Origin of the sequence: Streptomyces liliiviolaceus (assembly GCF_018070025.1) — a bacterium.
Classification (GTDB): domain Bacteria; phylum Actinomycetota; class Actinomycetes; order Streptomycetales; family Streptomycetaceae; genus Streptomyces; species Streptomyces liliiviolaceus.
In genome coordinates this window covers 2,868,911-2,895,068 of the sequence record NZ_JAGPYQ010000001.1, presented here as the reverse complement: position 1 = coordinate 2,895,068, position 26,158 = coordinate 2,868,911, and the positions used below count along the sequence as shown (strand labels likewise).

The following is a 26,158-nucleotide window of genomic DNA, read 5'->3' as shown; positions in this document are numbered from 1 at the left end:
GGGAAGTCAGCTCCTACTGCTCTTGCTGCAGGCCGTCGGCGGGCGCGTTCGCAGAGGGCGTGACCGTCACGGTCACGGTCGGCGTGGGCGTTGGCTTGGGTTTGGCGGGCAGCACCTCGTCGCGCGGGTCCTTGCGCGGGGCCTGGACGACGACACCGACGATGTCGAGCTTGGAGAAGGACACGAACGGCGTGACGTAGATCGTGCGGGTCAGGTCGCCGCCGGAGGGGTCGACGCGGGAGACCAGGCCGACGGGTACGCCGGGGACGAACGGCTTGTCGGCCTGGGAGCCGAAGGTGACCAGCCGGTCGCCCTTCTTGATCTTGGCCTTGCCGTTGAGGAGCTCCACGCGCAGCGGGCGGTCGCCCTGGCCGGACGCGAAGCCGAGTTCGTCGGTGGACTCCATGCGCGTGCCGACCGTGAAGTCGGGGTCGTTGGCGAGCAGCACCGTGGCGGTGCCGGGGCCGACCGTGGTGACGCGTCCGACCAGTCCGTCGCCGTTCAGGACGGTCATGTCGCGCTTGATGCCGTCGTTCGCGCCGACGTCGATGGTGACGGTCCAGGAGAAGCCCTGGGCCGCTCCTATGGCGATGACCTCGGCGCCCTTGATGCCGTACTGCCCGGCGCCCGCCGTCTTGAGCATCTTGTCGAGCTGCGCGCTGCGGCTGCGGTTGCGGTCGTCGCTGCCCAGTTTCGCCTTCAACTCGGCGTTGTCGCGCTCCAGTTGCGTGACGCGGTCGTGGCGGTCACCGGAGTCCTTCACGGCCTGGATCGCGTTGCCCACGGGGTCGACGGCGGTCGACACCCCGTCCTCGATCGGGCCGAAGACGGTGGCGGCGCCACGGCGGGCACCGTCGACCGGGGAGTCCTCACCCCCGCGGATGTCCACCGTGATCAACGCGAACGCGATGGCGATCAGCAGCACCAGGAGCAGCCGGCTCTCTCGTGTGTCCCTCACGTGCGACGGCCGTGCCTTCCTCGTCGGAATTCATGTATGGCTCACCCAACAGGTTCCCGAGGGTCCTGGCGAACTCTGGGAACCCCGAAGGAACCCCGGAGCATCCGGTCGAGCACCCGACCGGCGCCCGATCGGGCGGGACCCGCGGTGTTATGGGGGAGCTTATGCCTCAATATCAACGATCCGCCGTACGAGAAGGGATCATCTCGTACGGCGGAATCGAAGAGTTACGTCATCTGCGCGGCTGGGCGTCCAGCACCTGCTGGAGCGCCTCGAACTCCTCCACGCACTTGCCCGCGCCGAGCGCCACGCTGTCCAGCGGGTCCTCGGCGATGTGGATCGGCATGCCCGTCTCGCGCCGCAGCCGCTCGTCGAGGCCGCGCAGCAGGGCGCCGCCGCCGGTGAGCACGATCCCGCGGTCCATGACGTCGCCGGACAGCTCCGGCGGGCACTTGTCGAGGGTGGTCTTGACCGCGTCGACGATCGAGTTGACGGGCTCCTCAATCGCCTTGCGGACTTCGGCCGCCGAGATCACGACGGTCTTCGGAAGGCCGGAGACCAGGTCCCGGCCGCGGATTTCGGTGTGTTCGTCATTGTCGAGGTCGTACGCGGAACCGATCGTGATCTTGATCTGTTCGGCCGTCCGCTCACCGAGGAGGAGCGAGTACTCCTTCTTGATGTGCTGGATGATCGCGTTGTCCAGCTCGTCGCCGGCGACCCGGATGGACTGTGCCGTGACGATTCCGCCGAGCGAGATGACCGCGACCTCGGTGGTGCCGCCGCCGATGTCCACCACCATGTTGCCCGTGGCCTCGTGGACCGGCAGGCCGGAGCCGATGGCCGCGGCCATGGGCTCCTCGATGATGTGCACCTGGCGGGCGCCGGCCTGGGACGACGCCTCGATGACGGCACGGCGCTCGACGCCCGTGATGCCCGAGGGCACGCAGACGACGACGCGAGGACGGGCGAGGTAGCGCCGCTTGTGGATCTTCAGGATGAAGTAGCGGAGCATGCGCTCGGTGATCTCGAAGTCGGCGATGACACCGTCCTTCAGCGGGCGCACGGCAACGATGTTGCCCGGCGTCCGCCCGATCATCTTCTTCGCTTCCGCGCCGACCGCGAGGATGCCACCGGTGTTGGTGTTGATCGCGACGACGGACGGCTCGTTGAGTACGATCCCGCGACCCCTGACGTACACCAGCGTGTTGGCGGTCCCGAGGTCGACAGCCATGTCACGGCCGATGAACGACATTGAGTTCCCCATCAGGATTCGTCTGGCCTTCCCAAGTGGAGCTTTTGATGGCTTTTCAGGATGGCGAGGGTGAGCGCTGTGACGTGAAGGCTTCCATCGTAGTCTCGCCTGCACGAACACTGCGCGAGGGTCTTCGCCATTGTCAGCAGATGACGCGCCGCCTCGCTTGTGGAGACGGGCCATCGGGGGAACGCGTTCCCCCGATCGGCACGCATATGCCCGCAGACGGCCCTCATTGTGCGTCCCATTGTGTGCGGGCCGCAGGTCAGAAGCTACCTGCCTGACAAAGCTTCAGGGGATTTTCGCTTCACAAGATTTTCACCGCGGCCCGGGCCGCCTCCGGGCGAGGCGGCCCCGGCCGGTCGGACGGTTACGCCAGACCGGGGAAGAAGATCTTCAGCTCACGCTCGGAGGACTCCTCGGAGTCGGAGGCGTGGATCAGGTTCTCGCGGACGATCACACCGAAGTCACCGCGGATGGAGCCGGGCGCGGCGGCGATCGGGTCGGTCGGACCCGCGAGCGCCCGTACGCCCTCGATGACGCGCTCGCCCTCGACGACCAGCGCCACGACCGGGCCGGACGCCATGAAGGTGACCAGCGGCTCGTAGAAGGGCTTGCCCTGGTGCTCGCCGTAGTGCTGCTCCAGCGTGTCCTGGTCCAGGGTGCGCAGCTCCAGCGCGGTGATCTGCCAGCCGGCCTTGCGCTCGATACGGCTGATGATCTCGCCGGTCAGGCCACGACGGACCGCGTCGGGCTTGAGAAGGACGAGGGTGCGCTGGCTCACGGTGGTGGCTCCTTCAGGGTCAAAAACATGCGGATGACGAGGCTACAGGGCATGCCCCTGGGGGCTCCGCCCCCGCCCCCGTTGCGTTCGCGCTGACGCGCTCGTCCTCAAACGCCGGACACGCTGAAAGGAGCCGAAAGGCAGGGGCGCAGCCCCGCCTTTCAGGGGCGCGGGGAACTGCGCGAGCAACCCACGACGGCCCGCACCCGCCGACGCACAGCCCTCGGCAGACGCAACTGCGGCCCCGGAGGGGCCCTTCAGGGGCGCGGGGAACGGCGCGACCGACCCCCACCGGACCCGCAGCCAAAACCCCCAGCCCACGCGCTGGAAGGCAGGGGCAGAGCCCCGCCCTCCAGGGGCGCGGGGAACTGCGCGACCAGCCCCCACCGGACCCGCACCCGCACCCGCACCCGCACCCGAAGCGATGAAGCCCGTCCGGCGCCTGAGGACCAAGGGGGCCCGGGGGAACCCCGAGGTAAGAACGGAACCCCGAACTACCCACCAACCCCCGCCTGCGCAGCGAACCGCGCCTTCGCCTCCTCCACCTTCCGCCCATAGTGCACGGACGCCCACCACAGCGCCGCGAACACCGCCCCAAGGAAGAACATCACCGGCACCACGAACCCACTGGCGATCAGCAGCACCTGCAGACCCCAGCCCAGCTGCACACCCCCCGGCCGCGTGATCACCCCGCACAGCAACAGGCACAGCACCATCGCGACCCCGCACACCGTCCAGACCGTGGCCATGGACAGATCGGGATCCTTCATCGCCACGAGCCCGGCGAACCCGATCACGAAGAACTCACCGATCAGCGTCGAAGCACAGAGCGTCCGCACGGCTCAGCCCCTTCCCAGCAGCAGCCGGGCCTCGCCGACCGTGATGACGGAACCGGTCACGAGGACGCCGCCGCCCGCGTACTCGGCCTCTTCCTCGGCCAGCGTGATCGCGGCCTCCAGCGCGTCGTCCAGCCGGGGCTCGACCTGCACGCGGTCGTCCCCGAACACCTCGACGGCGATACCCGCCAGCTCGTCCGCGTCCATCGCGCGATGGCTGGAGTTCTGCGTCACGACGACCTCCGTGAAGATCGGCTCGAAGGCTTCGAGCAGCCCCCGTACGTTCTTGTCGCCGCTCGCCCCGACGACACCGATCAGCCGGCTGAAGTCGAAGACCTCCTGGACCGCCTCGGCGGTGGCGCGGGCGCCCGCCGGGTTGTGCGCGGCGTCCAGTACGACCGTCGGCGACTTGCGTACGACCTCAAGCCGTCCCGGCGAGGTGACCGACGCGAAGGCCTTGCGGACCGTGTCGATGTCGAGCGCCTCGGGCCGCTGGGAGCCGACGCCGAAGAACGCCTCCACGGCGGCCAGCGCCACGGCCGCGTTGTGCGCCTGGTACGCCCCGTGCAACGGGATGTACACCTCTTCGTACTCCCCGCCGAGACCGCGCAGCGTCAGCAGCTGCCCGCCGACCGCGATCTGCCGGCTGACCACGCCGAACTCAAGCCCCTCACGGGCCACGGTGGCATCGACCTCGACGGCCTTCTTGAGCAGCACCTGCGCGGCGTCGACGGGCTGCTGGGCCAGGATGACCGTCGCGTCCTGCTTGACGATCCCGGCCTTCTCCGTGGCGATCTCCCCCGGGGTGTTCCCGAGCCGGTCCGTGTGGTCCAGGTCGATGGGGGTCACCACGGCGACGTCCCCGTCGATCACGTTGGTGGCGTCCCAGCTGCCGCCCATCCCGACCTCCACGACGGCCACGTCGACGGGCGCGTCCGCGAAGGCCGCGTACGCCATGCCCGTGAGCACCTCGAAGAATGAGAGCCGGTACTCCTGGGCCGCGTCGACCATCTCGACGTACGGCTTGATGTCCTGGTACGTCTCCACGAACCGCTCGGCCGGGATCGCCGCCCCGTCCAGGCTGATCCGCTCGGTGATCGACTGGACGTGGGGCGAGGTGTACCGGCCGGTGCGCAGTTCGAAGGCGCCGAGCAGGGCCTCGATCATGCGGGCGGTGGACGTCTTGCCGTTGGTCCCGGTGATGTGGATCGAGGGGTACGCGCGCTGCGGCTCCCCCAGTACGTCCATGAGCGCGGAGATCCGGGCCACGGACGGCTCCAGCTTGGTCTCGCCCCACCGCGTGGCCAGCTCGGTCTCCACCTCGCGCAGCGCCTTGTCGGTCTCCGGGTCGTCCGGGCGCGCGGGAATGTCGGACTGCGGCGCCGGGCCCTGCGTACGCAGAGTGCGGCTGCCGGCCTCGATCACGGCGAGATCGGGATCGCGCTCCGTCTCGGCCTCGACGATCGCATCGAACGGATCGTCCCCACTGCTGTCCTGCGAAAGCTCACTCACACCCCCAGTCTACGGAGCCCGCGGCCCCGGCTCTCAGGGGCGCGGGGAACTGCGCGACCAGCCCCCACCGGCCCGCACCCGACAAACACACCCCTGGGAGGGCGCAGCCCTCTTCAGGGGCGCGGGGAACCGCGCGAACGGCCCCCACCGGCCCGCAGCCGAAGACGAACGCACGAGGGCCCCGGAACCACACAGGTCCCGGGGCCCTCAAAACCACCTACGCCTGCGGCAACGCATCCAACTGAGCCGACAGCCGCAAGATGTCCTCGTCGGCCTTCGCAAGCCGCCCCCGGATCTTGTCCACCACCTGATCCGGCGCCTTGGCGAGAAACGCCTCGTTGCCCAGCTTGGCGTTGGCCGCGACCTTCTCCTTCTCCGCGGCGGCCAGATCCTTCGCGAGCCGCTTCCGCTCGGCCCCCACGTCGATCGTCCCGGACAGGTCGAGCGCGACGGACGCCCCGGCGACCGGCAGCGTCGCGGTCGCGGAGAAGTCGTCCCCCTCCGGCTGAAGCCGCAGGAGCTGCCGGATGGCCGCCTCGTGCGGAGCGAACGCGGTCCCGTCGAGGCTCAGCCGCGCCGGCACCCGCTGCCCCGGCTGCAGCCCCTGGTCCGCACGGAAGCGGCGGACCTCGGTGATGACCTGCTGGAGCGCCTCGATCTCCCGCTCGGCGCCCGCGTCCCGGAAACCGCTGTCCGCGGGCCAGTCGGCGACCACGACCGACTCGCCGCCCGTGAGGGTCGTCCACAGCGTCTCCGTGACGAACGGCACGACCGGGTGCAGCAGCCGCAGCGTGACGTCCAGGACCTCGCCGAGGACCCGCTTGCTGACGTCGGCCGCGGGCCCGCCCGCCATGAACGTCGTCTTCGACAACTCGACGTACCAGTCGAAGACCTCGTCCCACGCGAAGTGGTACAGCGCGTCGGAGAGCTTCGCGAACTGGAAGTCCTCGTAGTACGCGTCGACTTCGGCGACGGTCTCGTTGAGGCGGGACAGGATCCACCGGTCCGTCGCCGACATCGCGGACGCGTCCGGCAGCGGCCCCTCGACCGTCGCGCCGTTCATCAGCGCGAACCGCGTCGCGTTCCAGATCTTGTTGGCGAAGTTACGGGCCGCCTGGACCCAGTCCTCGCCGATCGGCACGTCGGTGCCGGGGTTGGCGCCCTTGGCCAGCGTGAAGCGGACGGCGTCCGAGCCGTACTTGTCCATCCAGTCGAGCGGGTCGACGACGTTGCCGAACGACTTCGACATCTTCTTGCCGCGCTCGTCGCGGACCAGACCGGTCAGCGCGATGGTCTTGAAGGGGACCTCGCCGTCCATCGCGTACAGACCGAACATCATCATCCGGGCGACCCAGAAGAAGATGATGTCGTGGCCCGTGAGCAGGACGTCGGTCGGGTAGAACTTCTTGAGGTCCGGGGTCTGTTCGGGCCAGCCGAGCGTGGAGAACGGCCACAGGCCGGACGAGAACCAGGTGTCGAGGACGTCGGTGTCCTGCTTCCAGCCCTCGGCCTCCGTGCCGGGCGGCTGCTCGTCGGGGCCGACGCAGACCGTCTCGCCGTTCGGGCCGTACCAGATGGGGATGCGGTGGCCCCACCACAGCTGACGCGAGATGTTCCAGTCGTTGAGGTTGTCGACCCAGTCGAAGTACCGCTTCGACATGTCCTCGGGGTGGATCTTCACCCGGCCGTCGCGGACCGCGTCACCGGCGGCCTGCGCGAGCGGGCCGACCTTGACCCACCACTGCAGGGACTGCCGCGGCTCGATGGTGGTCCGGCAGCGCGAGCAGTGCCCGACGCTGTGGACGTACGGGCGCTTCTCGGCGACGATCCGGCCCTGCGAGCGCAGCGCGCCGACGATGGCGGAGCGCGCCTCGTAGCGGTCGAGGCCCTGGAAGGGGCCGTGGACGGTGATGACCGCCCGCTCGTCCATGACCGTGATCGACTCCAGGCCGTGGCGGCGGCCGATGGCGAAGTCGTTCGGGTCGTGGGCGGGGGTGACCTTGACGGCACCCGTGCCGAACTCGGGGTCGACATGGCTGTCCGCGACGACCGGGATGGTGCGGTCGGTCAGCGGGAGCTTGATGCGCTTGCCGACGAGGTGGCGGTAGCGCTCGTCGTCGGGGTGAACGGCGACGGCGGTGTCACCGAGCATGGTCTCGGCGCGCGTGGTGGCGACGACGAGGGTCTCGTCGCCCTCGCCGTACGTGATGGAGACGAGCTCGCCGTCGTCCTCCTGGTACTCCACCTCGATGTCGGAGATGGCCGTCAGGCAGCGGGGACACCAGTTGATGATCCGCTCGGCGCGGTAGATCAGCTCGTCGTCGTACAGCTTCTTGAAGATGGTCTGGACGGCCTTGGACAGGCCCTCGTCCATGGTGAACCGCTCGCGGTCCCAGTCGACGCCGTCCCCGAGCCGGCGCATCTGGCCGAGGATCTTGCCGCCGTACTCCTCCTTCCACTGCCAGACGCGCTCGACGAACTCCTCGCGCCCGAGGTCCTGCCGCGACTTGCCCTCCTCGGCGAGCTGCTGCTCGACCTTGTTCTGGGTGGCGATGCCGGCGTGGTCCATGCCGGGCAGCCACAGCGCCTCGTACCCCTGCATGCGCTTGCGGCGGGTCAGGGCGTCCATGAGCGTGTGCTGGAAGGCATGTCCCAGGTGCAGGGACCCGGTGACGTTCGGCGGCGGAATGACGATGGTGTACGGCGGCTTGTCGCTGTTCGCGTCGGCGGCGAAGTAACCCCGCTCGACCCAGCGCTCGTACAGCTTCCCCTCTACCTCGGCCGGCGCGTACTGGGTCGGCAGTTCGGGGGCGTCGGCTGGTGGCTGCTGCTGAGCGTTGTCGGTCACGCACTCAGTTTAGAGGTGTCACAGGCCCGCTCCGAAACTCGATTACTTGGTAACGGTGCGGCCCCCGCCGCTCCGGCGCCCTCCGCCTTGGGTGAGGATGTTCGCACCACATAAGTATCTGGAGGGGAACCCAGAATGAGCTACAACCAGCCGGGCCCGTACGGCGGGCAGCCGCAGCAGCCCGGACCGTACGGTCAGCCGGGTCCTTACGGCCAGCAGCCGCAGGCCCCCCAGCCCGGTTACGGCTACCCGCAGCAGGCTCCCCCGCCGCAGCCCGGCTACGGGTACCCCCAGCAGGCCCCTCCCGGCGTCCCGCCGCAGCAGCCCGGCTACGGCCAGCAGCCGCAGTACGGCGCCCCGGTGCCGCCGCCGCCCGGCGGCGGCAAGAAGAAGACGGGCCTGATCGTCGGCGCGGTGGCGGTCGTGGCCGCGATCGCGGTGGGCGCGTACTTCATCATCGGCGGCAGTGACGGCGGCTCCGCGGACGTGGCGGACGACGGCCCGCACAAGCTGACCACTCCGGCGACGGTGCTCACCGAGTACAAGAAGAGCAAAGAGGCCGACAGCGGCGGCTTCGACGAGAGCGACATCAAGAAGGCCGAGAAGCACGGCGTCAAGGGCGCCAAGGACGTCAACGCGGGGTACCAGGCCGGGGACGAGAACAACCCGCTCGCCCTGGAGATGATCCAGTTCATGGGCGTGTACGGCGAGATCGACGACCCGGAGAAGGTCGTCGACGCCATGTTCGTCGACATGAAGGAAGGCTCCGAGAAGGACGGCGCGGACGAGGGCGAGGTCGTCGGCAGCCCCAAGAGCTACTCGCCCAGCGGTCTCGACGGCGCGGTCCTGAAGTGCCAGGAAACCAAGATCACGAACGATGACGCCACGGGTGACGCGGCCTCCGGCCCGTCCTCGATCAGCATGCCGGTGTGCATCTGGGGCGACCACAGCACGCTCGGCGTCATCATCAACATCGACATGGCCAACGCCATGGCCGGCAAGGGCGCCGACCTCCAGGCAGCCGCGGAACTGACGGCCAAGTTCCGCAAGGAGGTCCGCGTCAAGCTCTGAGTGACGCGGCACACGCAACGGCGAAGGGCCCCGGTCGGTGACCGGGGCCCTTCGCCGTGACTCGCGTATGTGCGCGCCGCTTACGCGGTCTTCTGCTCGCCCGGACCTCGGCCCCGCGCGTCGCGCGGGATGAGCGTCGGGTTGACGTTCGAACGGACGACCTCCGAGGTGATGACGACCCGGGCCACGTCCTTGCGGGACGGGACCTCGTACATCACCGCCTGGAGGACCTCTTCCATGATGGCGCGCAGGCCGCGCGCGCCGGTCTGGCGGAGGATGGCCTGGTCCGCGATGGCTTCGAGGGCCTCGCGCTCGAAGTCCAGCTCCACGCCGTCGAGTTCGAACAGGCGCTGGTACTGCTTCACCAGTGCGTTGCGCGGCTCCACCAGGATCTGGAGGAGGGCCTCGCGGTCGAGGTTGTGGACCGACGTGATGACCGGGAGGCGGCCGATGAACTCGGGGATCATCCCGAACTTCACCAGGTCCTCGGGCATGACGTCCTCGAAGCGGTCCTTCGCCTCAAGTTCCTTCTTGGAGCGGATCGTCGCGCCGAAGCCGATGCCCTTGGCGCCGGCCCGGGACTCGACGAGCTTCTCCAGGCCCGCGAAGGCGCCGCCCACGATGAACAGCACGTTCGTCGTGTCGATCTGGATGAACTCCTGGTGCGGGTGCTTGCGTCCGCCCTGCGGAGGAACGGAGGCCGTGGTGCCCTCCAGGATCTTCAGCAGTGCCTGCTGGACGCCCTCGCCCGACACATCGCGCGTGATCGACGGGTTCTCGCTCTTGCGAGCCACCTTGTCGATCTCGTCGATGTAGATGATGCCGGTCTCGGCCTTCTTGACGTCGTAGTCCGCGGCCTGGATCAGCTTCAGCAGGATGTTCTCGACGTCCTCGCCGACGTATCCCGCCTCCGTGAGCGCTGTCGCGTCCGCGATGGCGAACGGGACGTTCAGCATGCGGGCCAGCGTCTGGGCGAGCAACGTCTTGCCCGAGCCCGTGGGGCCGAGCAGGAGGATGTTGGACTTCGCCAACTCGATGGCGTCCTCGCGGTTCTGACCGGTGCTGTTCTCGCCGGCCTGGACCCGCTTGTAGTGGTTGTACACCGCGACCGAGAGGGCCTTCTTGGCGGACTCCTGGCCTACGACGTAACCCTCAAGGAACTCGTAGATCTCCCGGGGTTTGGGAAGTTCCTCCCAGCGCACCTCGCTCGTCTCAGCGAGCTCTTCCTCGATGATCTCGTTGCAGAGGTCGATGCACTCGTCGCAGATGTACACACCAGGGCCTGCGATGAGCTTCTTGACCTGCTTCTGGCTCTTGCCACAGAACGAGCACTTGAGCAGATCGCCGCCGTCACCGATGCGTGCCACGGTGTGCTTCCCCTTCGCCTGGGAGACGCCTAGGTCCAGCGGCTCCTGGTGCTGCCTTATGTCCGACGGTACCTTGCCGAGCCCCCCGTTCGGGCCCCCCTTGGCGCGGTTCACTTTGTCGTGAACCGCGTCAAGGAGCGGCAGACGATACAGCGATGCGTCACGCGACCGCGGCGTTGTTCATCTTCCGGGTCGAGATGATCTGGTCCACCAGACCGTACGCGAGGGCGTCCTCGGCCGTGAGGATCTTGTCGCGCTCGATGTCCTCGCGGATCTTCTCGATCGGCGTCGTCGAGTGCTTGGCCAGCATGTCTTCCAGCTGACCGCGCATCCGGAGGATTTCGTTCGCGGCGATCTCAAGGTCCGACACCTGGCCGCGGCCGGTCTCGCTGTAGGGCTGGTGGATCAGCACGCGCGCGTTCGGAAGTGCCATGCGCTTGCCCGGCGTACCGGCCGCCAGGAGGATCGCGGCGGCGGAGGCGGCCTGACCCATGCAAACAGTCTGGATGTCCGGCTTCACGAACTGCATCGTGTCGTAGATCGCGGTGAGCGCCGTGAAGGAGCCGCCGGGGCTGTTGATGTAGACCGAGATGTCACGGTCGGGGTCCATCGACTCCAGGCACAGCAGCTGCGCCATGACGTCGTTGGCGGAGGCGTCGTCGATCTGCACGCCGAGGAAGATGACGCGCTCCTCGAACAGCTTCGCGTACGGGTCGTACTCACGCACGCCCTGCGAGGTGCGCTCGACGAAGCGCGGGATGACGTAGCGGGACTCCGCGCGAGGACCCGTGTACTCGGCCTGCGCGCGGTCGTACAGTCCGCTGCCGGGGAAGTCGTTCACTGTGTCTCCTGAAGAGCCTGATAAGGGCTGAGGCGGTCGGCTGGGGTCTCGGAGCGGCTGGCGCCGGCCTGCGCCGGCGCCCGGTCGGCGCTGGGCCGTCCTAGGCCGCGCCGGTACCGCCGCCGCCCGGCATTCCGGCAGCGGTGGGCATGATGTCGTCGATGAGGCCGTACTCCTTGGCCTCGATCGGGTCGAACCAGCGGTCCCGGTCCGAGTCGCGGGTGACCTGCTCCACCGTCTGGCCGGTGTGGAACGAGGTCAGCTCCGCCATCCGCTTCTTGGTGTGCAGCAGCCGCTCGGCGTGGATCTTGATGTCCGACGCGGAACCGGCGAGACCGGCCGAGGGCTGGTGGATCAGGATCTCCGCGTTCGGCAGCGCGAAGCGCTTGCCCGGAGTGCCCGCGCTCAGCAGGAACTGGCCCATGGAGGCCGCCATGCCCATCGCGATCGTCACCACGTCGTTCTTGATGTACTGCATGGTGTCGTAGATCGCCATGCCGGCGGTGATCGAGCCGCCGGGGCTGTTGATGTAGAGGTAGATGTCCTTCTCCGGGTCGGAGGCAAGGAGCAGCAACTGTGCGGTGATCTTGTTGGCGATGTCGTCGTCGACCGCCTGGCCGAGGAAGATGATCCGCTCGCCGAGCAGCCGGTTGTAGACCTGGTCGCCGAGGCCACCACCGATGGGGTCGCCGGCGGCTGTGGGCATCAGATTCGTCACGTATCCACCTGCTCGTCTTACGACGGCGCCGGGCCGTCTACACGTCTTCTGCTGGGGGCGTGGGACCCCGTGTGCGTGCCGTGTCGGACGGCTCCGGGGACTCCCCTGCCCTCGTACTCATGGACCCTAACGCGCGGGTCCCTCCGGGGAATCCCGCAGAAGGAACTGTTCGCTGTGAGCGCATGCGCTCCGCTGGGTCCAGCAGGGATTACACGGACCTCAGCCCGCTCCCTTCCGCCCGGGGGCGCACCCGCCGACGCCGCCTTGGAGGCACACGCGACCGCGGCCCCGGTGGGGGCAGGCCCCGCAGGGGCCTTTCAGGGGCGCGGGGAACTGCGCGAGCAACCCACCACAAGCCGCACCCGCCGATCCCCCCTCAGAGGCACACGCGACCGCGGCCCGGTGGGGGCGGGCCGCGCAGTTCCCCGCGCCCCCGGCGGGGCCGGGCCCGCCGGGGCCCTTCAGGGGCGCGAGGAACTGCGCGAGCAACCCACCACAAGCCGCACCCGCCGATGCCCCCTCGGAGGCAGACGCGGCTGCGGGCCGGAGGGGGCTAGCCGCGCAGTTCCCCGCGCCCCCTGACGGGGCCCTGCGGGCCCCCAGAGGGCCGCGGGCCCCCAGGACGTGTCCTGGGGGCCCGCGGTGCGTGCGTGCGCGCTGTGAGGCGGTCAGGCCTCGGTCTTCTCCGAGGCGGGGGCGGCCTCGGCGGCCTCCTCCGTCGAGCCCTCGGCAGAGGCATCCGCAGAGGTCTCGTCCTCGTCCTCGTCGTCGAGGTCCACGACCTCGCCGTTCGTGTCCTTGACGGTGGCGGCCTCGACGACCACGGCAAGCGCCTTGCCGCGGGCGACCTCGCCGACCAGCATCGGGACCTGGCCACCCTCGACGACCGCCTGGGCGAACTGGTCGGGAGACATGTTCGAGGAAGCCGCACGCCGCATGAGGTGCTCGGTGAGCTCCTCCTGGTTGACGTTCAGCTTCTCCTTGTTGACGAGCTCGTCCAGGACGAACTGCGTCTTGATGCCCTTGACCGCCGCTTCCTTGGTCTCGGCGTCGAACTCCTCGGCCGTCTTGCCCTGGATCTCCAGGTACTTTTCGAGGTCGAGGCCCATCTGACCGAGCTGGTGGTGCTCAAGGTTGTGCTTGCGGGTGTTGATCTCGTCCTCAAGAAGCTTCTCGGGGACGGGCACCTCGACCAGTTCGAGCAGCTTCTCCAGGACTCGCTCCTGGGCCTGCGTGGCCTGGTCGTACTGCTTCATGTTCTCAAGGCGCTTGCGGCTGTCGGCACGCAGCTCTTCGAGGGTGTCGAACTCCGACGCGAGCTGCGCGAAGTCGTCGTCCAGCTCGGGCAGCTCGCGCTTGGCGACCTGGCTGACCTTGACGGTGACCTCGGACTCCTTGCCGGCCGCCGAGCCGCCCTTGAGCTCGGAGGAGAAGGTGGCCTCGCCACCGGCCTCCAGGCCCTTCACGGCCTCGTCGATGCCGTCCAGCAGCTCACCGGAGCCGATGGTGTAGGAGACGCCGCTCGCGACGCCGTCCTCCAGGACCTCGCCGTCGACCTTGGCCTCCAGGTCGAGGGTGACGACGTCACCCTCCTCGGCGGCACGCTCGACGGGCGCGGTCGAGGCGAAGCGCTCACGCAGCTCCTCGACGGCCTTGTCGATGTCCTCCTCGCCGACCTCGACGGCGTCGACCTCGACCTCGATGCCGGAGTAGTCCGGGATCTCGATCGTCGGGCGCACGTCGACCTCGGCGGTGAAGTTCAGCGTCTCGCCGTCCTTCAGCTCCGTGATGTCGACCTCGGGCTGGCCGAGGACGTTCAGCTCGGCTTCGTTGACCGCTTCGGTGTAGAACTTCGGAAGCGCGTCGTTGACCGCTTCCTCAAGAACCGCACCGCGGCCGAACCGCTGGTCGATGACACGAGCCGGAATCTTGCCCTTCCGGAACCCCTTCACCGTGACCTGCTGGTTGATCTTCTTGTACGCCGCGTCGAGGCTGTCCTTGAGCTCCTCGAAGGGCACCTCGATGCTGAGCCGAACCCGGGTCGGGTTCAGGGTCTCCACGGCGCTCTTCACGGTTCGGTCTCCTTGGGGGCTGACTTCTTTGGGTTCTGCTGACGGTCACCGCCGGATACGGCGGAGCCTCAGCGGACTGGCGGCCCTTGAGGGACGTAAAAATGCAGACACACGGGCGCGCATTCTGCATAGTAGCCGCAGCCGGGACACGCCCCAAAAAGGTGATCTCGCCGGTGGTCCGGCACGGTGGTCGGGGTGGCGGGATTTGAACCCACGGCCTTCCGCTCCCAAAGCGGACGCGCTACCAAGCTGCGCCACACCCCGTCTGGTGCGACACGTAGGGTACATGCCCGGGGACCGTGCCACGCCCGCATTTCCGGGGGCATCGCCGCCCATCGGAACGGGGTGTGCGGCGAAGGGGTACGACCCGCTACGATGCTTCAGTACCGCGGGTCACTGACCTGCGGTGCATGCTGTGCGGGCGTAGCTCAATGGTAGAGCACTAGTCTTCCAAACTAGCTACGCGGGTTCGATTCCCGTCGCCCGCTCTGTACGGCTCAGGGCCAGGCCGGAGGTTCCCTCCTCCGCCTGGCCCTGACGCGTTTCCGGCCGCGGCTCGATCACCCGTCAATCACCCAGGAACGTGAGCAGGGCCGCGAGGAGGCGGGCCGGGGCGTCCAGGGGTACGAGATGGCCGGCGGCCGGGATCGTGCGCAGGCGTGCGCCGGGGATCAGGGCGGCCAGTTCCTCTCCCCTGGCGGGCGGGATCCAGGTGTCCTCCGCGCCCCAGCAGACGGTGACGGGCAGGTCCATCGAGGGGTACAGGCCCTGGATCTCGTCGGTGTGGGCCTGGTCGGCCTGGGCGATCTGGCGGTAGAGGGCCGCCTGCCCGGCGTCGCCCGTCCAGGGGGCGACCAGTGCGGCCAGGACGTCGGGCCGCAGTCCGCGATGGCTCGCGGAGCCGACGTACTCACGGACCAGGGCCTCGTGCAGCGCGGGCGGTAGTTGTCCGAAGACGTCGGTGTGCGCGGCGACCAGCCGGAAGAAGGGCGAGCCCCAGGGTGCCAGCGCGACGGGGTCGACCAGCGCGAGACGCCGGTACCGCGCCCCGTGGAGCAGATGCGCGCGGAGGGATACGCAGCCCCCGAAGTCGTGCGCGATCACCGAGGGGCCGGTGAGCCCCCACACGTCGAGGAGTGCGGCGAACACCTCTCCCTGCGCCTTGAGCGAGACGTCCTGGCCGTCGTTCTTCGCGGAGGCGCCGTAGCCCGGCATGTCCCAGACGTGGACCCGGTGTCCCTCGGCGGCCAGCGCGGGGGCGATCTCGTGCCACACGTAGGACGAGAACGGGGTGCCGTGCAGCAGCACCACCGGTGGGCCGTCCCGCGGGCCGAGGCGGTCCCATCGGAGGGTCCCGACCGGGCTCTCCCAGCTCTCACGCAACCGCCAGACGGTCTCCCCGCCCGACCCGCCCAGTCCGCCCGACCCGCCCTCCACGTCCACCGCGTCCACGCCGGCGCACTCCTTCGCTCTCGCTGGGTTCGCTTGCGCTCGCGCCCTCACCGCGCGCCCCATGGCCCGGCAGGGGCCCGTAAGGGGCGTACTGGGGGCGGACGTTCATGTGCCGGGCGCCGGGGCGCGAGCACCGCCTCGACCGCGGCCTCGGCGGCGACAGAAGCGGTGGCAGTAGCGAAGACGAAGGGCCGATTCCGGGGTCGTCGACGGGCCGGCCGTGCGCGGGATCCGCCGGGCGACGGGTCCGGGCAGTGCCGTCCCGTCCGCTCCCGCGCCGCGCGCCCATGGATCGCCGGGCCCGTGCACCCGCTCAGAACTGGATCGAGTTGATGGTCTCCGCTATCGAGTTGAGGAAGCGCTGGATGTCGTCCGCCATGCCTGTGGAGGCTAGGAAGAAGCCGAAGAGGACGGCGACTACCGCCGGCCCCGGCTTGATCGATCCACCCCGTATCAACACCACCAGGACGATCGCCAACAGCAGCACCACTGACAGCGAAATGGCCACAACTGATCACACCCTACGGTCGGTCCGCTCCCGGCCCGGAGGTGCAACCCCGCACACCCCCGCCAGAACCATCGTGCCACCAACAGGGCCGCCGTATGCGGCGGGTGAGGCATCCATCGGTCACCGACGTGAACGGCCAGGCCCCGCACGGCAATTCGAGGCGTCCCTCCCACGAGGAATTCAGAAAGATCGTTTCCATGCCCACACACCTGCGCACACAACCTGTTCGCAGGTAATTCGAATTGTTGGCACAGGCACACCCGCACCCTGCCGGGCAGGGGTGTAACAGGGCACTAAAGCCGACTCGATCGGACATTCCACCAGAGTCGCCCGCGGGTGGTATGCGATGTTTAGTCGTGACGAATCAGGACGTAACACCCCTGCCGGATGTGGCGCTCGCCATAGTCATTGCCATGTCAACTTCACCAAATCCTGGGTACCCGAGGGACGATAAGCAGGATTCGACTCAGGGGTTTTACGGAATCCCACAGACAACGCTAGGGTGCTTCAGATGTCCTACGCCGCCTCGTCCCCCGCATGCGCGGCGAGGTCGCGGATCGTCTCCCCCGGCTCCTGGTGGGAGGGTCTGTGACGAACTCGCTCCGTCCGCACGGCCAACAGAGGGCTCCACTCCCACCGGCACAGTCACCGGCGCCGGGAGTACCGAGTCCGCGACCAGCAGGAACGCCGGACGCGGGCGCCGCCGCCGCGCCGGAGGTCAGACCCGCCAAACAGCGTGACGCTTTCTTCGACAACGCCAAGTACCTCGCGATCGTCTTCGTCGCGATGGGCCACGCCTGGGAACCGCTGACCGACCACAGCCGCGCCGCCGAGGCGCTCTACATGGTCGTCTACACCTTCCACATGCCGGCCTTCATCATCATCTCCGGCTACTTCTCCCGCAGTTTCGACATGCGCCCCGACCGGCTGCGCCGGCTGATCACGGGTGTCGTCGTGCCGTACGTCCTCTTCGAGGTGGCGTACTCCCTCTTCAAGAGGTGGGCCGACGACGATCCGAGCCATCCGATCAGCCTGCTGGACCCCTGGTATCTCACCTGGTTCCTGGTCGCGCTGTTCGTGTGGCGGATGACGGTCCCGCTGTGGAAGGTCGTGCGCTGGCCCGTACCGCTGGCTCTCGCCATCGCCGTCCTCGCCTCCGTCTCCCCCGACATCGGCGACGACCTGGACCTCCAACGGGTCCTGCAGTTCCTGCCGTTCTTCGTCGTGGGCCTGTTCATGAAGCCCGAGCACTTCCAGTTGATGCGGCGCCGCGAGGTCCGGATCCTGTCGGTGCCGGTCCTCGCGCTCACGCTGGCCTTCGCGTACTGGGCGGGGCCGCGGATGAACTCGGCGTGGTTCTACCACCGTGACAGCGCCCAGGAGCTGGGTGCGCCCTGGTGGGCCGGTGTCGTGATGACGCTCGCGATGTTCGGCTGCTCGATGGTGCTCACGTCGTGCTTCTTCGCGTGGGTGCCGCGGCGCAAGATGTGGTTCACGGTTCTCGGGGCGGGCACGCTGTACGGCTATCTGCTGCACGGCTTCCTCGCCAAGGGGTCCCGTTTCTGGGGCTGGTACGACGACTACGCCTGGCTGAGCCATCCGGTCGGCGAGGTCTTCGTGTCCGTCTTCGCCGCGGCGGTCATCACCGCGCTGTGCACGCCCCTGGTGCAGCGGATGTTCCGCTTCGCGATGGAGCCGAAGATGGAGTGGGCGTTTCGGCGGGACGCGACGGAGCTCGCCCGCGAGCGGGCGAAGTCCTGACGGGTCGCCCCTCCGGGCGTTCGCCCCTGCGTACGCCTGTGCCTGTGCGCTTGCGGTAGCGGGGTGACTGCGGGTCCGTCGTGGCCGGCCGCGCAGTTCCCCGCGCTCCTTGAAAGCGTCCCCGCAGGCCGGATGCAGTCGAGTGTGCAGTTCCCCGCGCCCCTGAGGTGCGCCCCTGAGGGGGTGCGCCTCAGGGGCGCGTTGGCGTTTGCAGGCCCAGGAGTTCGTGCATTCTCCGGTACTTCTCCGTCAGGCGCGTGCGGGTCGCGTCGTCCAGCGCCGCCAGTCTCTCCGGGTCCGCGTTGTGGGCCAGGTCCGATTCCTTCACCAGGAGCGCGCCCGGTGTGGCCAGGATGCGGGTGGCGTACGCCTGCGGGGGCTCGCCCGGCCGCTTGGTGACGGCCAGCACGATGGCCTTCGTACGGGCGGAGAGCGCGGCCTCGCGCAGCCAGCCCTCGGAGAGTGCGTCGTCCTCCACCGAGTCGTGCAACCAGGCGGCTGCGATCTGGTCCTCGTCGCCGCCGCGGGCCCGCACGCCCTCGGCCACCGCCCGCAGATGCTCGGCGTACGGGCGGCCCGCCTTGTCCGTCTGAGCGGCGTGCGCGTCGCGCGCCAGGGCCTCGATCTCGGTGAGGGTCAGCCGCGGGCGGGGCTCGTTGTCGGTCATGCGTCGAGTGTGCCCCGTAGCGCCGCCCTCGCCGGCACGGTCATCGCGGTCGGTTCGTCGGCGACGGCCGCGGGGTCCGGGTCGCGGGTCCGGGTGGGGAGGACCGCGTCTTCATCGACACCCCTTAATCGTTTGGTAAACTAAGTACTGACGCTTTCTTGACGTTCTCTTGACCCACTTTTCTTATTCAGCCGACCACCCCCTCGACCAAGGAGGAACGGGCCCATCGGACACGCAGAGCTTTTGATCGCCATGGGCGGTGCCTTTCTGGCCGCCGCCGTTCTCGCCCGCGTGGGTGCCCGGATCGGGCTCCCCACCATCCCCCTCTTCATCCTGGCCGGGATACTCCTCGGCCCCCACACACCCGGCTTCGTGCTCGTCTCCGACCCGCACGAGATGGAGATGCTGTCCGCGCTCGGCCTGGTACTGCTGCTCTTCTACCTCGGCCTCGAATTCCACATGGACGACCTCAAGGCGGGCGGGCGCCGGATGGCGCTCTCCGGAGGGACCTACCTCGCCCTGAACGTCGGCGCGGGCCTGGGCTTCGGCTTCGCCCTCGGCTGGGGTACGTCCGAGGCGCTGGTCCTCGCCGGTGTGCTCGGCATCTCCTCGTCGGCGATCGTCACGAAGGTGCTGGTCGACACGGGGCGGCTCGGCAACGCCGAGACCAAGCCGATCCTCGGGATCATCGTCGTCGAGGACATCTTCCTCGCCCTCTACCTGGCGGCCCTCCAGCCCATCCTGTCCGGCGCCGACTCGCTCGGCTCGGCCGTCCTGGACGGCGGCAAGGCCTTCGCCTTCCTGCTGCTGCTGGCGCTCGCCGCGCGCTTCGGTACGCGGATCGTGAGCCGCCTCTTCGACACCAGGGACGACGAACTGCTCGTCATCTCCTTCCTCGGTGCGGCCGTGTTCATGGCGGGGGTCTCGGAGTGGTTCGGGGTGGCGGACGCGATCGGGGCGTTCATGGTCGGTCTGATGCTCGGCAGCACGACCTCGGGGCCGCGGATCCTCAAGCTGGTGCATCCGCTGCGGGACGCCTTCGGCGCGATGTTCTTCTTCGCGTTCGGGCTGTCCATCGATCCGGGGGATCTGCCGACCGTGCTGTGGCCGGTGCTGGCGGCTGTCGCCCTGACGCTGGCCATGAACGTGCTGGCCGGGCTGGGGGCCGCGCGGATCTACGGGTTCGGGCCCGGGCCCGCCGCGAACATCTCGACCACGTTGCTCGCTCGGGGGGAGTTCGCGCTGATCCTTGCCACGATGGCTGCGGTGGCGGGGCTCGATGAGCGGTTGTCGCCGTTCATCGCGGGGTATGTGCTCGTGCTCGCCGTGCTGGGGCCGTTGGCTGCGGGGCGGTCGGGGTGGCTGGCCCGGATTCTGCCCGGGGGGAAGGCCGCGCGGGCGGCCGAACAGGCCGCCGAGCCGCGGGAGTCCGCGCCGGTGGGCTGAGGGGGCCTTCTCCTCGCCCCCGCCGCCCCTACCCTCCCCGTCACTGCATGGGGGCTGCGCCCCTCGCCCCCCTTTGCGCAGTTCCCCGCGCCCCAGGTGCCTGGGGCGCGGGGAACTGCGCGGCCAGCCCCCACCGGCCCGCAGTCGAAGAATCCGCAGTCGACCGGCAGCTCAAAGCGTCGCCGGCCCCGTCGTCGCCCCCTCGCGGCAGATCAGCAGCAGCGCCCGGTCGTCGTTCACGTCCTTCGCGACCGCTTCGATCAGATGCCAGGCCGCCCCGTGGAAGCCGCCCGCCACATACCGGTCGGCTTCCCCGGTCAGGCGGTCGATGCCCTCGACGATGTCCCGTTCGGACGTCTCCACCAGGCCGTCCGTGAACAGCATGAGGACGTCACCGGGGCGCAGAGAGCCCTTGACGGAGTCGAACTGCGCCCCGCCGTACACCCCGAGCAGCGGTCCCTCGGCGACCTTCTCCTCCCAGCGCCCGTTGCCCGCGCTGAGCTGCAGGCCCGGCGGATGTCCGGCGGAGAAGAGTTCGTAGTCGCCCGAGTCCAGGTCGAGGACCAGGTGGATGGAGGTGGCGAAGCCCTCGTCCCAGTCCTGGCGGAGCAGATAGCCGTTCGCCGCGGGCAGGAAGGCGTGCGGCGGCAGGGAGCCCAGCAGACCCCCGAACGCGCCGGACAGGAGCAGCGCACGCGACCCCGCGTCCATGCCCTTGCCGGAGACGTCGGTGAGGACGACCTCCAGGGTGCGCCCGCCGTTCGTGCGGGCCGCGACGACGAAGTCGCCGGAGAACGACTGGCCGCCGGCCGGCCGCAGCGCCATCTCACGGTGCCAGCCCATCGGCAGCTTCGGCAGCTTGCTCTGCACCCGGATCCGCTCGCGCAGGTCGAACAGCATCGTGCCGCCACGCCGCCACGGCACCCCGACCCGGCTGCGGAACTGGGCGATCAGCAGGCCGAAGAAGCCGCACGCGGCGACCACCAGCACGATGCCCGGGGTGACCCGGGACGGGCCCTCGGTGTACGGGCCGAGTTTCACGGACTCCACGATCAGCGCGGTGGCGGCGGCGGCGTAGAGACTGAGGAGGCTGGAGGGGCGCAGCAGCAGACCGCCCGCGACGATCGGCAGGACGAGCATCGCGGGCGAGCACCAGACGGAGTTCATGAGTGTGACGCAGGCGATCACGGGAATGGTCAGCAGGAGCCCGGCGAGCGCGACCCAGTCCGAACCGTCGCCGCGGAAGTAGTCGACAGCGGATCTGCGCAGGCCGGTGCGGACCCGGTGTACCTGCTTCTTCAACCGGGCCGTGAACGTATCGGCTTCTGCGCGCCGCTCTCGTCCTGCTGCCATTAGTTCGGGACCCTATCCATCGGACCAGGTGCTTGGCACGGGAGGTCCCACTTGTCCCCCGTCCGGGGACGGAAGTCACAGGGAAGCCCGGTCATCGCAGAGCGTACGGCCGGATGGGCACCCGGCACCGCCCGCCCGGGAGAAATCCGGTCGCTCATCCCGGATTGCCCTGGTAGGCATGGGGACATGACGACAGACTTGCGCGCGCTGACGCCGGCCGACTGGGACGCGTGGTACGGGAAACTGGAGCTCGCGTTCGGCGGGGTCGCGGAATCGGCCGAGGAGCGCGCCCTGTGGAACGACCTCACGGAGTACGACCGCTCCCTCGGGGTCTGGGACGGCGACGAGTGCGTGGGCACGGCCGGCGCCTTCTCCTTCCGGCTCACGGTGCCGGGCGGCGCGTCCGTACCGACCGCCGGCGTCACGATGGTGAGCGTCGCCTCGACGCACCGCAGGCGCGGGGTGCTCACCTCGATGATGCGGCGCCAGCTGGACGACGTACGGTCCTGGGGTGAGCCCCTCGCCGCCCTGACGGCGTCGGAACCGGCCATCTACGGCCGCTTCGGCTACGGCATCGCGACCCAGCAGCTGCGCGCCGAGATCGACACGGACCGGGTGCGGCTGTCGGTGCCGGACGGCACGGACGACGTACGGCTGCGGCTTGTGAAGCCGGACGCGGAAGGTGTGCCCGAGGCCTGCGAGGCGGTGTACGCGCAGCAGGTGGCCGTGCGGCCCGGGATGCTGGCGCGGCGGCCCGGCTGGGAGCGGCTGATGCTGCTCGACCCGGAGAGCGACCGCAAGGGCTCCTCGCCCCTGCAGTGCGTGCTCGCGCGGCGGGGCGACGAAGTCGTGGGCTACGCGCGCTACTTCAACAAGCCGGACTGGGACGCGGCCGGGCCGAAGGGCACGATCGAGCTGCGCGACCTGGAGGCGCTGGACCCGGCCGCGTACGCGGCGCTGTGGCAGCACCTCTTCGGTATCGACCTGACGTCGAAGGTGAAGCTGTGGAACAGGCCCCTCGACGACGCCTGGCAGCATCTCGTCTCCGACAGCCGCCGGTGCGACCTGGCGCCGCGCGACTCGCTGCATGTGCGGCTCGTCGAGGTCGGCGCGGCGCTGGAGGCGCGGACGTACCAGGCGCCGGTGGACGTGGTGTTCGAGGTCGAGGACGCCTTCTGCTCCTGGAACGAGGGGCGTTGGCGGCTCTCCGGCGACGCGAAGGGCGCGTCCTGCGCCCGGACCACCGACCCGGCCGATCTCGCCCTGTCCGTAAGGGACTTGGGGGCGGCCTATCTCGGCGGGGTGTCCCTCGCCTCGCTGGCCGCGGCGGGACGCGTGCGGGAGTCGCGCCGGGGCGCCCTCGCGGAGGCCTCGCTCGGCTTCGCCTCCGTCGTGGCGCCCTGGCTGCCGCACGGCTTCTGAATCGCTTCGCTGTGCCGTCGTGAACCTCCGTGGGAACAGGCGGAGATCGGCCGCGTACGGTCCGGTGTGACTGCGCCTACCCGGTCGCGCCCGACGTATGCGGGCCGGATCGGGGCGCGTCGGCGGTCGCGGGTATTTTTCGGCGGTCCACGCGCCGTCGCGGGCCGCCGCGCACGGGGCCGTCCACGTCGCCCCGCGGCGGTCGGCGCTTCTCTCCGTCACCTGCGGAAACCGTTCCCCCGTACCCCCGCCGCACCCCCGCGCCACGCCGGCGCGGGGGTGCCGTCGTTCCGGGGTGCGGACGGGTGGTCGCCGCCGGGCGGGGCCCCGTCATGCCCTTGACACATCTCGAAGAGCCACTTGTATGGTCTAGGCCAACAGAACGCGCCGTTCCGTTCGGCGAGTTGGCCCTTCGCGGGAGCAACCATCCCTGGACGGACCGGCCGGAGCGCGTCACCTTCGCGCCTCTTGGCCCCACCCACGAGAGGCCGGTCCCGTCGCGTACGGCCCCCCACACAGCCGTGCGTGCCAGGGAAGGCCTGATGTGAAGGAGTCCCCATGCACGCCAGCAGGAAGACGGCTGCCCTCATAGGCGCCGTACTCGCCCCCGTCGTCGCCGTGAGCCTCCCCGCCGGGTCGGCGAGCGCCCACGGCTACATCTCCGACCCGCCCAGCCGTCAGGCGCAGTGCGCCGCGGGCACGGTGTCCTGCGGGGACATCACCTACGAGCCGCAGAGCGTCGAGGGCCCCAAGGGGCTGACCAGCTGCAGCGGCGGCAACAGCCGCTTCTCGGACCTGGACGACGACAGCAAGGGCTGGACCGTCACGCCGGTGCAGAAGAACACGACGTTCTCCTGGAAGCTCACGGCGCGGCACTCGACCAGCACCTGGGAGTACTACGTCGGCGGGCAGCGGATCGCCCTGTTCGACGACGGCGGCGCGCAGCCGGGCGCCGTGGTGAACCACCAGGTCGACTTCGGCGGCCTCAGCGGCAAGCAGAAGGTCCTGGCCGTCTGGAACGTGGCGGACACGGACAACGCCTTCTACGCCTGCATCGACGTCAACGTCGGCGGCTGACGACCGGGTCGGGGCCGGTCCGTCGGGGACCGGCCCGCACCGCCCCACCGGGCGCACGCACCGCCTCATCCGGCGCACGCACCGGGCGGAAGTCCCCCCACCTTCTTCCGCCCGCCCCTTCCGCGCCGTCCCCCCACACCCGATCCCCAGGAGTGACACCGTGCACCGACGCATCCTCGGGCTGCTGACCGCCACCGGCGCGGCCGCCGCCCTCTGCACGCTCACGCTCGCCCCGACGGCCTCCGCGCAGAAGGCCGGCGCGGACACCTCCGCCGCCGCGTTCGTCGTCAGCGAGGCCCAGTTCAACGACATGTTCCCGGGCCGGAACTCGTTCTACACGTACAGCGGTCTGACCGCCGCGCTCGACGCCTACCCCGGCTTCAGCAACACGGGCAGCGACACGGTCAAGAAGCAGGAGGCGGCGGCCTTCCTCGCCAACGTCAGCCACGAGACCGGCGGCCTGCAGTACGTGGTGGAGCAGAACACCGCCAACTACCCGCACTACTGCGACACCAGCCAGCCCTACGGCTGCCCGGCAGGCAACGACAAGTACTACGGCCGCGGGCCCGTCCAGCTCAGCTGGAACTTCAACTACAAGGCCGCGGGCGACGCGCTCGGCATCGACCTGCTCAACAACCCCGACCTCGTGCAGAACGACGCGGCCGTCGCCTGGAAGACCGGCCTCTGGTACTGGAACACCCAGACCGGCCCGGGCACGATGACGCCGCACGACGCCATGGTCAACGGCGCCGGGTTCGGCGAGACCATCCGGTCGATCAACGGCAGTCTGGAGTGCAACGGGGGCAACCCGGGCCAGGTCCAGAGCCGTATCGACAACTACCAGCGCTTCACCCAGCTGCTCGGTGTCGAGCCCGGCGGCAACCTCAGCTGCTGATCCCGCACCCGAGCCCGTCGCCGCTCGGCTCCGGCCCCACCCGGGCCGGGCGGCGCCCGCCCGCCCGCAACCCCCCACCGACGAGGACCTCATGCACCTGTTCTCCCCCCGCAAGCTGACGGCTTCCCTGGCCGTCGCGGCCGCGCTCGGCGCCGTCGCCGTCGTCGTAGGCCCCGCCGACCGGGCCTCGGCCGTCCCGGACACCATCCCGCTCACCCTGAAGAACACCTCGGGCAGCGGCGAGCAGGTGTACGTGTACGTGATCGGCACCGAACTCGCCTCGGGCAAGCAGGGGTACGCCGACGAGTCCGGCGTCTTCCACGCCTGGCCGGCCGGCGGCGCCCCGCCGGTCCCGGCGCCGGACGCCTCGTTCGCCGGCCCGGCCGACGGCGCGTCCAAGACCGTCCAGCTCCCGAAGTTCTCCGGCCGGGTCTACTTCTCGTACGGCCAGAAGCTGGACTTCCGGCTCGCCGACGGCGGACTCGTGCAGCCCGCCGTGCAGAACGCCTCCGACCCCAACCACGACATCCTGTTCAACTGGACCGAGTACACGCTCAACGACTCCGGTCTGTGGCTGAACTCCACCCAGGTCGACATGTTCTCCGCGCCGTACTCGGTGGGCCTCACCGCCGGTGACGGCTCCACCAAGGAGACCGGCAAGCTCAAGGCGGGCGGCTACCAGTCCGTGGTGAACGGGCTGAAGGAGCAGGGCGGCGGCTGGGAGAAACTGGTCGAGACCCGCGGCGACGGAACCCCGCTGCGGGTGCTCGCCCCCGGCCACGCCATCGGCTCGGGCGCCATCCCGGCCGACGTGCTGGACGACTACATCGACCGGGTCTGGACGAAGTACGCGAGCGACACGCTCACGGTGACACCGTTCAAGGACCAGCCCGACACGAAGTTCTTCGGCAAGGTCAACGGCGACAAGATGGACTTCACCGACGGCACGGGCGCCGTCGTGACGTCCTTCGAGAAGCCCGACTCCGACTCCGTGTTCGGCTGCTACAACAAGCTGGACGCCCCCAACGACCAGGTGCGCGGCCCCATTTCGCGGACCCTGTGCGCCGCGTACAACCGCTCGACCCTGCTCACCAACTCCGAGCAGCCCGACGCCGACGCGTCCGGTTTCTACCAGGACGGCGTCAGCAACCACTACGCCCGGCTGGTGCACGACCAGATGCAGAACGGGCAGGCGTACGCCTTCGCCTTCGACGACGTCGGCAACCACGAGTCGCTGGTGCACGACGGCGACCCGAAGGACGCGACCATCTCCCTCGACCCGTTCGACTGAGCGAACCCGGTGCCCGGTCTGTCAGTC

General features: G+C 69.5%; 21 protein-coding genes and 2 tRNA genes. 8 read left to right on the top strand and 15 right to left on the bottom strand.

Translation table 11 applies throughout. The features are described 5' to 3' along the window. Positions 1 to 13: 13 nt before the first annotated feature. The 6 genes from mreC to J8N05_RS12675 form a co-directional block, all read right to left on the bottom strand. Positions 14 to 958 carry a rod shape-determining protein MreC gene (gene mreC, locus J8N05_RS12700; protein ID WP_210882646.1) on the bottom strand — a complete coding sequence of 315 codons (945 nt, stop codon included), beginning with the start codon at positions 956 to 958 and terminating at the stop codon, positions 14 to 16. Positions 959 to 1,190: 232 nt separating this feature from the next. Continuing rightward, the gene (locus tag J8N05_RS12695; RefSeq protein WP_107016277.1) at positions 1,191 to 2,210 is read right to left on the bottom strand and encodes a rod shape-determining protein; all 1,020 of its coding nucleotides are present in this window, start codon (positions 2,208 to 2,210) and stop codon (positions 1,191 to 1,193) included. Between the two features lie 370 nt (positions 2,211 to 2,580). After that, positions 2,581 to 2,994 carry a nucleoside-diphosphate kinase gene (gene ndk / locus J8N05_RS12690; RefSeq protein WP_210882644.1) on the bottom strand — a complete coding sequence of 138 codons (414 nt, stop codon included), beginning with the start codon at positions 2,992 to 2,994 and terminating at the stop codon, positions 2,581 to 2,583. 494 nt (positions 2,995 to 3,488) lie between these two features. Then, on the bottom strand, positions 3,489 to 3,833 hold the full coding sequence (locus tag J8N05_RS12685) for a DUF4233 domain-containing protein (RefSeq protein ID WP_107016275.1): 345 nt from the start codon (positions 3,831 to 3,833) through the stop codon (positions 3,489 to 3,491). A gap of 3 nt (positions 3,834 to 3,836) precedes the next feature. Beyond that, entirely contained in the window at positions 3,837 to 5,342 is a 1,506-nt protein-coding gene (folC, locus tag J8N05_RS12680; protein WP_210882643.1) for a bifunctional tetrahydrofolate synthase/dihydrofolate synthase, read from the bottom strand. Positions 5,343 to 5,559: 217 nt separating this feature from the next. Then, on the bottom strand, positions 5,560 to 8,190 hold the full coding sequence (locus J8N05_RS12675) for a valine--tRNA ligase (protein ID WP_210882642.1): 2,631 nt from the start codon (positions 8,188 to 8,190) through the stop codon (positions 5,560 to 5,562). 135 nt (positions 8,191 to 8,325) lie between these two features. On the opposite strand from J8N05_RS12675, the gene J8N05_RS12670 reads away from it, so the two are divergent. After that, positions 8,326 to 9,261: a hypothetical protein gene (locus J8N05_RS12670; protein ID WP_210882641.1), complete on the top strand. Its 936-nt coding sequence runs from the start codon at positions 8,326 to 8,328 to the stop codon at positions 9,259 to 9,261. 80 nt (positions 9,262 to 9,341) lie between these two features. Here the strand turns inward: J8N05_RS12670 and clpX are convergent, their stop codons facing one another. The 5 genes from clpX to J8N05_RS12645 form a co-directional block, all read right to left on the bottom strand. Continuing rightward, positions 9,342 to 10,628: an ATP-dependent Clp protease ATP-binding subunit ClpX gene (gene clpX / locus J8N05_RS12665; RefSeq protein ID WP_107016457.1), complete on the bottom strand. Its 1,287-nt coding sequence runs from the start codon at positions 10,626 to 10,628 to the stop codon at positions 9,342 to 9,344. A gap of 160 nt (positions 10,629 to 10,788) precedes the next feature. Beyond that, the gene (locus J8N05_RS12660) at positions 10,789 to 11,469 is read right to left on the bottom strand and encodes an ATP-dependent Clp protease proteolytic subunit (RefSeq protein ID WP_282108147.1); all 681 of its coding nucleotides are present in this window, start codon (positions 11,467 to 11,469) and stop codon (positions 10,789 to 10,791) included. Between the two features lie 100 nt (positions 11,470 to 11,569). Continuing rightward, on the bottom strand, positions 11,570 to 12,175 hold the full coding sequence (locus J8N05_RS12655; RefSeq protein ID WP_107016456.1) for an ATP-dependent Clp protease proteolytic subunit: 606 nt from the start codon (positions 12,173 to 12,175) through the stop codon (positions 11,570 to 11,572). Positions 12,176 to 12,855: 680 nt separating this feature from the next. Further along, positions 12,856 to 14,259, bottom strand: coding sequence for a trigger factor (tig, locus tag J8N05_RS12650; RefSeq protein ID WP_210882640.1), 1,404 nt, complete (start codon positions 14,257 to 14,259; stop codon positions 12,856 to 12,858). Between the two features lie 187 nt (positions 14,260 to 14,446). Beyond that, a tRNA-Pro gene (locus J8N05_RS12645) sits at positions 14,447 to 14,523 on the bottom strand. 153 nt (positions 14,524 to 14,676) lie between these two features. Here J8N05_RS12645 and J8N05_RS12640 point away from each other — a divergent pair. Continuing rightward, a tRNA-Gly gene (locus tag J8N05_RS12640) sits at positions 14,677 to 14,747 on the top strand. Positions 14,748 to 14,826: 79 nt separating this feature from the next. On the opposite strand, the gene J8N05_RS12635 is transcribed toward J8N05_RS12640, so the two are convergent. Beyond that, positions 14,827 to 15,702: an alpha/beta fold hydrolase gene (locus J8N05_RS12635; RefSeq protein ID WP_407699969.1), complete on the bottom strand. Its 876-nt coding sequence runs from the start codon at positions 15,700 to 15,702 to the stop codon at positions 14,827 to 14,829. A 322-nt stretch (positions 15,703 to 16,024) separates the two neighbouring features. Further along, positions 16,025 to 16,219 carry a hypothetical protein gene (locus J8N05_RS12630; protein WP_210882637.1) on the bottom strand — a complete coding sequence of 65 codons (195 nt, stop codon included), beginning with the start codon at positions 16,217 to 16,219 and terminating at the stop codon, positions 16,025 to 16,027. Between the two features lie 588 nt (positions 16,220 to 16,807). On the opposite strand from J8N05_RS12630, the gene J8N05_RS12625 reads away from it, so the two are divergent. Then, positions 16,808 to 17,980 (top strand): acyltransferase family protein, encoded by a 1,173-nt coding sequence (locus J8N05_RS12625; RefSeq protein ID WP_210882636.1) that lies wholly within the window; start codon positions 16,808 to 16,810, stop codon positions 17,978 to 17,980. A gap of 190 nt (positions 17,981 to 18,170) precedes the next feature. On the opposite strand, the gene J8N05_RS12620 is transcribed toward J8N05_RS12625, so the two are convergent. After that, a complete protein-coding gene (locus J8N05_RS12620) occupies positions 18,171 to 18,647 on the bottom strand; it encodes an HD domain-containing protein (RefSeq protein WP_210882635.1) in 477 nt (158 codons plus the stop codon). 252 nt (positions 18,648 to 18,899) lie between these two features. Here J8N05_RS12620 and J8N05_RS12615 point away from each other — a divergent pair, with 252 nt between their 5' ends. After that, complete coding sequence (locus J8N05_RS12615; RefSeq protein ID WP_210882634.1) at positions 18,900 to 20,093, top strand: cation:proton antiporter; 1,194 nt, start codon at positions 18,900 to 18,902, stop codon at positions 20,091 to 20,093. A 171-nt stretch (positions 20,094 to 20,264) separates the two neighbouring features. Here the strand turns inward: J8N05_RS12615 and J8N05_RS12610 are convergent, their stop codons facing one another. Next, complete coding sequence (locus tag J8N05_RS12610; protein WP_210882633.1) at positions 20,265 to 21,446, bottom strand: PP2C family protein-serine/threonine phosphatase; 1,182 nt, start codon at positions 21,444 to 21,446, stop codon at positions 20,265 to 20,267. A 186-nt stretch (positions 21,447 to 21,632) separates the two neighbouring features. On the opposite strand from J8N05_RS12610, the gene J8N05_RS12605 reads away from it, so the two are divergent. The 4 genes from J8N05_RS12605 to J8N05_RS12590 all read left to right on the top strand — a co-directional run bounded on the left by J8N05_RS12605 (position 21,633) and on the right by J8N05_RS12590 (position 26,131). Next, complete coding sequence (locus tag J8N05_RS12605; protein WP_210882632.1) at positions 21,633 to 22,868, top strand: GNAT family N-acetyltransferase; 1,236 nt, start codon at positions 21,633 to 21,635, stop codon at positions 22,866 to 22,868. Positions 22,869 to 23,426: 558 nt separating this feature from the next. Then, a complete protein-coding gene (locus tag J8N05_RS12600; protein ID WP_210882630.1) occupies positions 23,427 to 23,945 on the top strand; it encodes a lytic polysaccharide monooxygenase auxiliary activity family 9 protein in 519 nt (172 codons plus the stop codon). Positions 23,946 to 24,105: 160 nt separating this feature from the next. Beyond that, positions 24,106 to 24,840: a chitinase gene (locus J8N05_RS12595; protein WP_210882628.1), complete on the top strand. Its 735-nt coding sequence runs from the start codon at positions 24,106 to 24,108 to the stop codon at positions 24,838 to 24,840. Between the two features lie 97 nt (positions 24,841 to 24,937). After that, the gene (locus J8N05_RS12590; RefSeq protein WP_247706707.1) at positions 24,938 to 26,131 is read left to right on the top strand and encodes a glycoside hydrolase family 64 protein; all 1,194 of its coding nucleotides are present in this window, start codon (positions 24,938 to 24,940) and stop codon (positions 26,129 to 26,131) included. The last annotated feature ends 27 nt before the right edge of the window (positions 26,132 to 26,158 follow it).

Coding starts and splice junctions, on each gene's coding strand:
- J8N05_RS12605 (WP_210882632.1), top strand. CDS start 21,633: ATGACGACAGACTTGCGCGCGCTGACGCCGGCCGACTGGGACGCGTGG.
- J8N05_RS12655 (WP_107016456.1), bottom strand. CDS start 12,175: ATGCCCACAGCCGCCGGCGACCCCATCGGTGGTGGCCTCGGCGACCAG.
- J8N05_RS12610 (WP_210882633.1), bottom strand. CDS start 21,446: ATGGCAGCAGGACGAGAGCGGCGCGCAGAAGCCGATACGTTCACGGCC.
- J8N05_RS12600 (WP_210882630.1), top strand. CDS start 23,427: ATGCACGCCAGCAGGAAGACGGCTGCCCTCATAGGCGCCGTACTCGCC.
- J8N05_RS12695 (WP_107016277.1), bottom strand. CDS start 2,210: ATGTCGTTCATCGGCCGTGACATGGCTGTCGACCTCGGGACCGCCAAC.
- J8N05_RS12615 (WP_210882634.1), top strand. CDS start 18,900: ATGGGCGGTGCCTTTCTGGCCGCCGCCGTTCTCGCCCGCGTGGGTGCC.
- J8N05_RS12670 (WP_210882641.1), top strand. CDS start 8,326: ATGAGCTACAACCAGCCGGGCCCGTACGGCGGGCAGCCGCAGCAGCCC.
- J8N05_RS12620 (WP_210882635.1), bottom strand. CDS start 18,647: ATGACCGACAACGAGCCCCGCCCGCGGCTGACCCTCACCGAGATCGAG.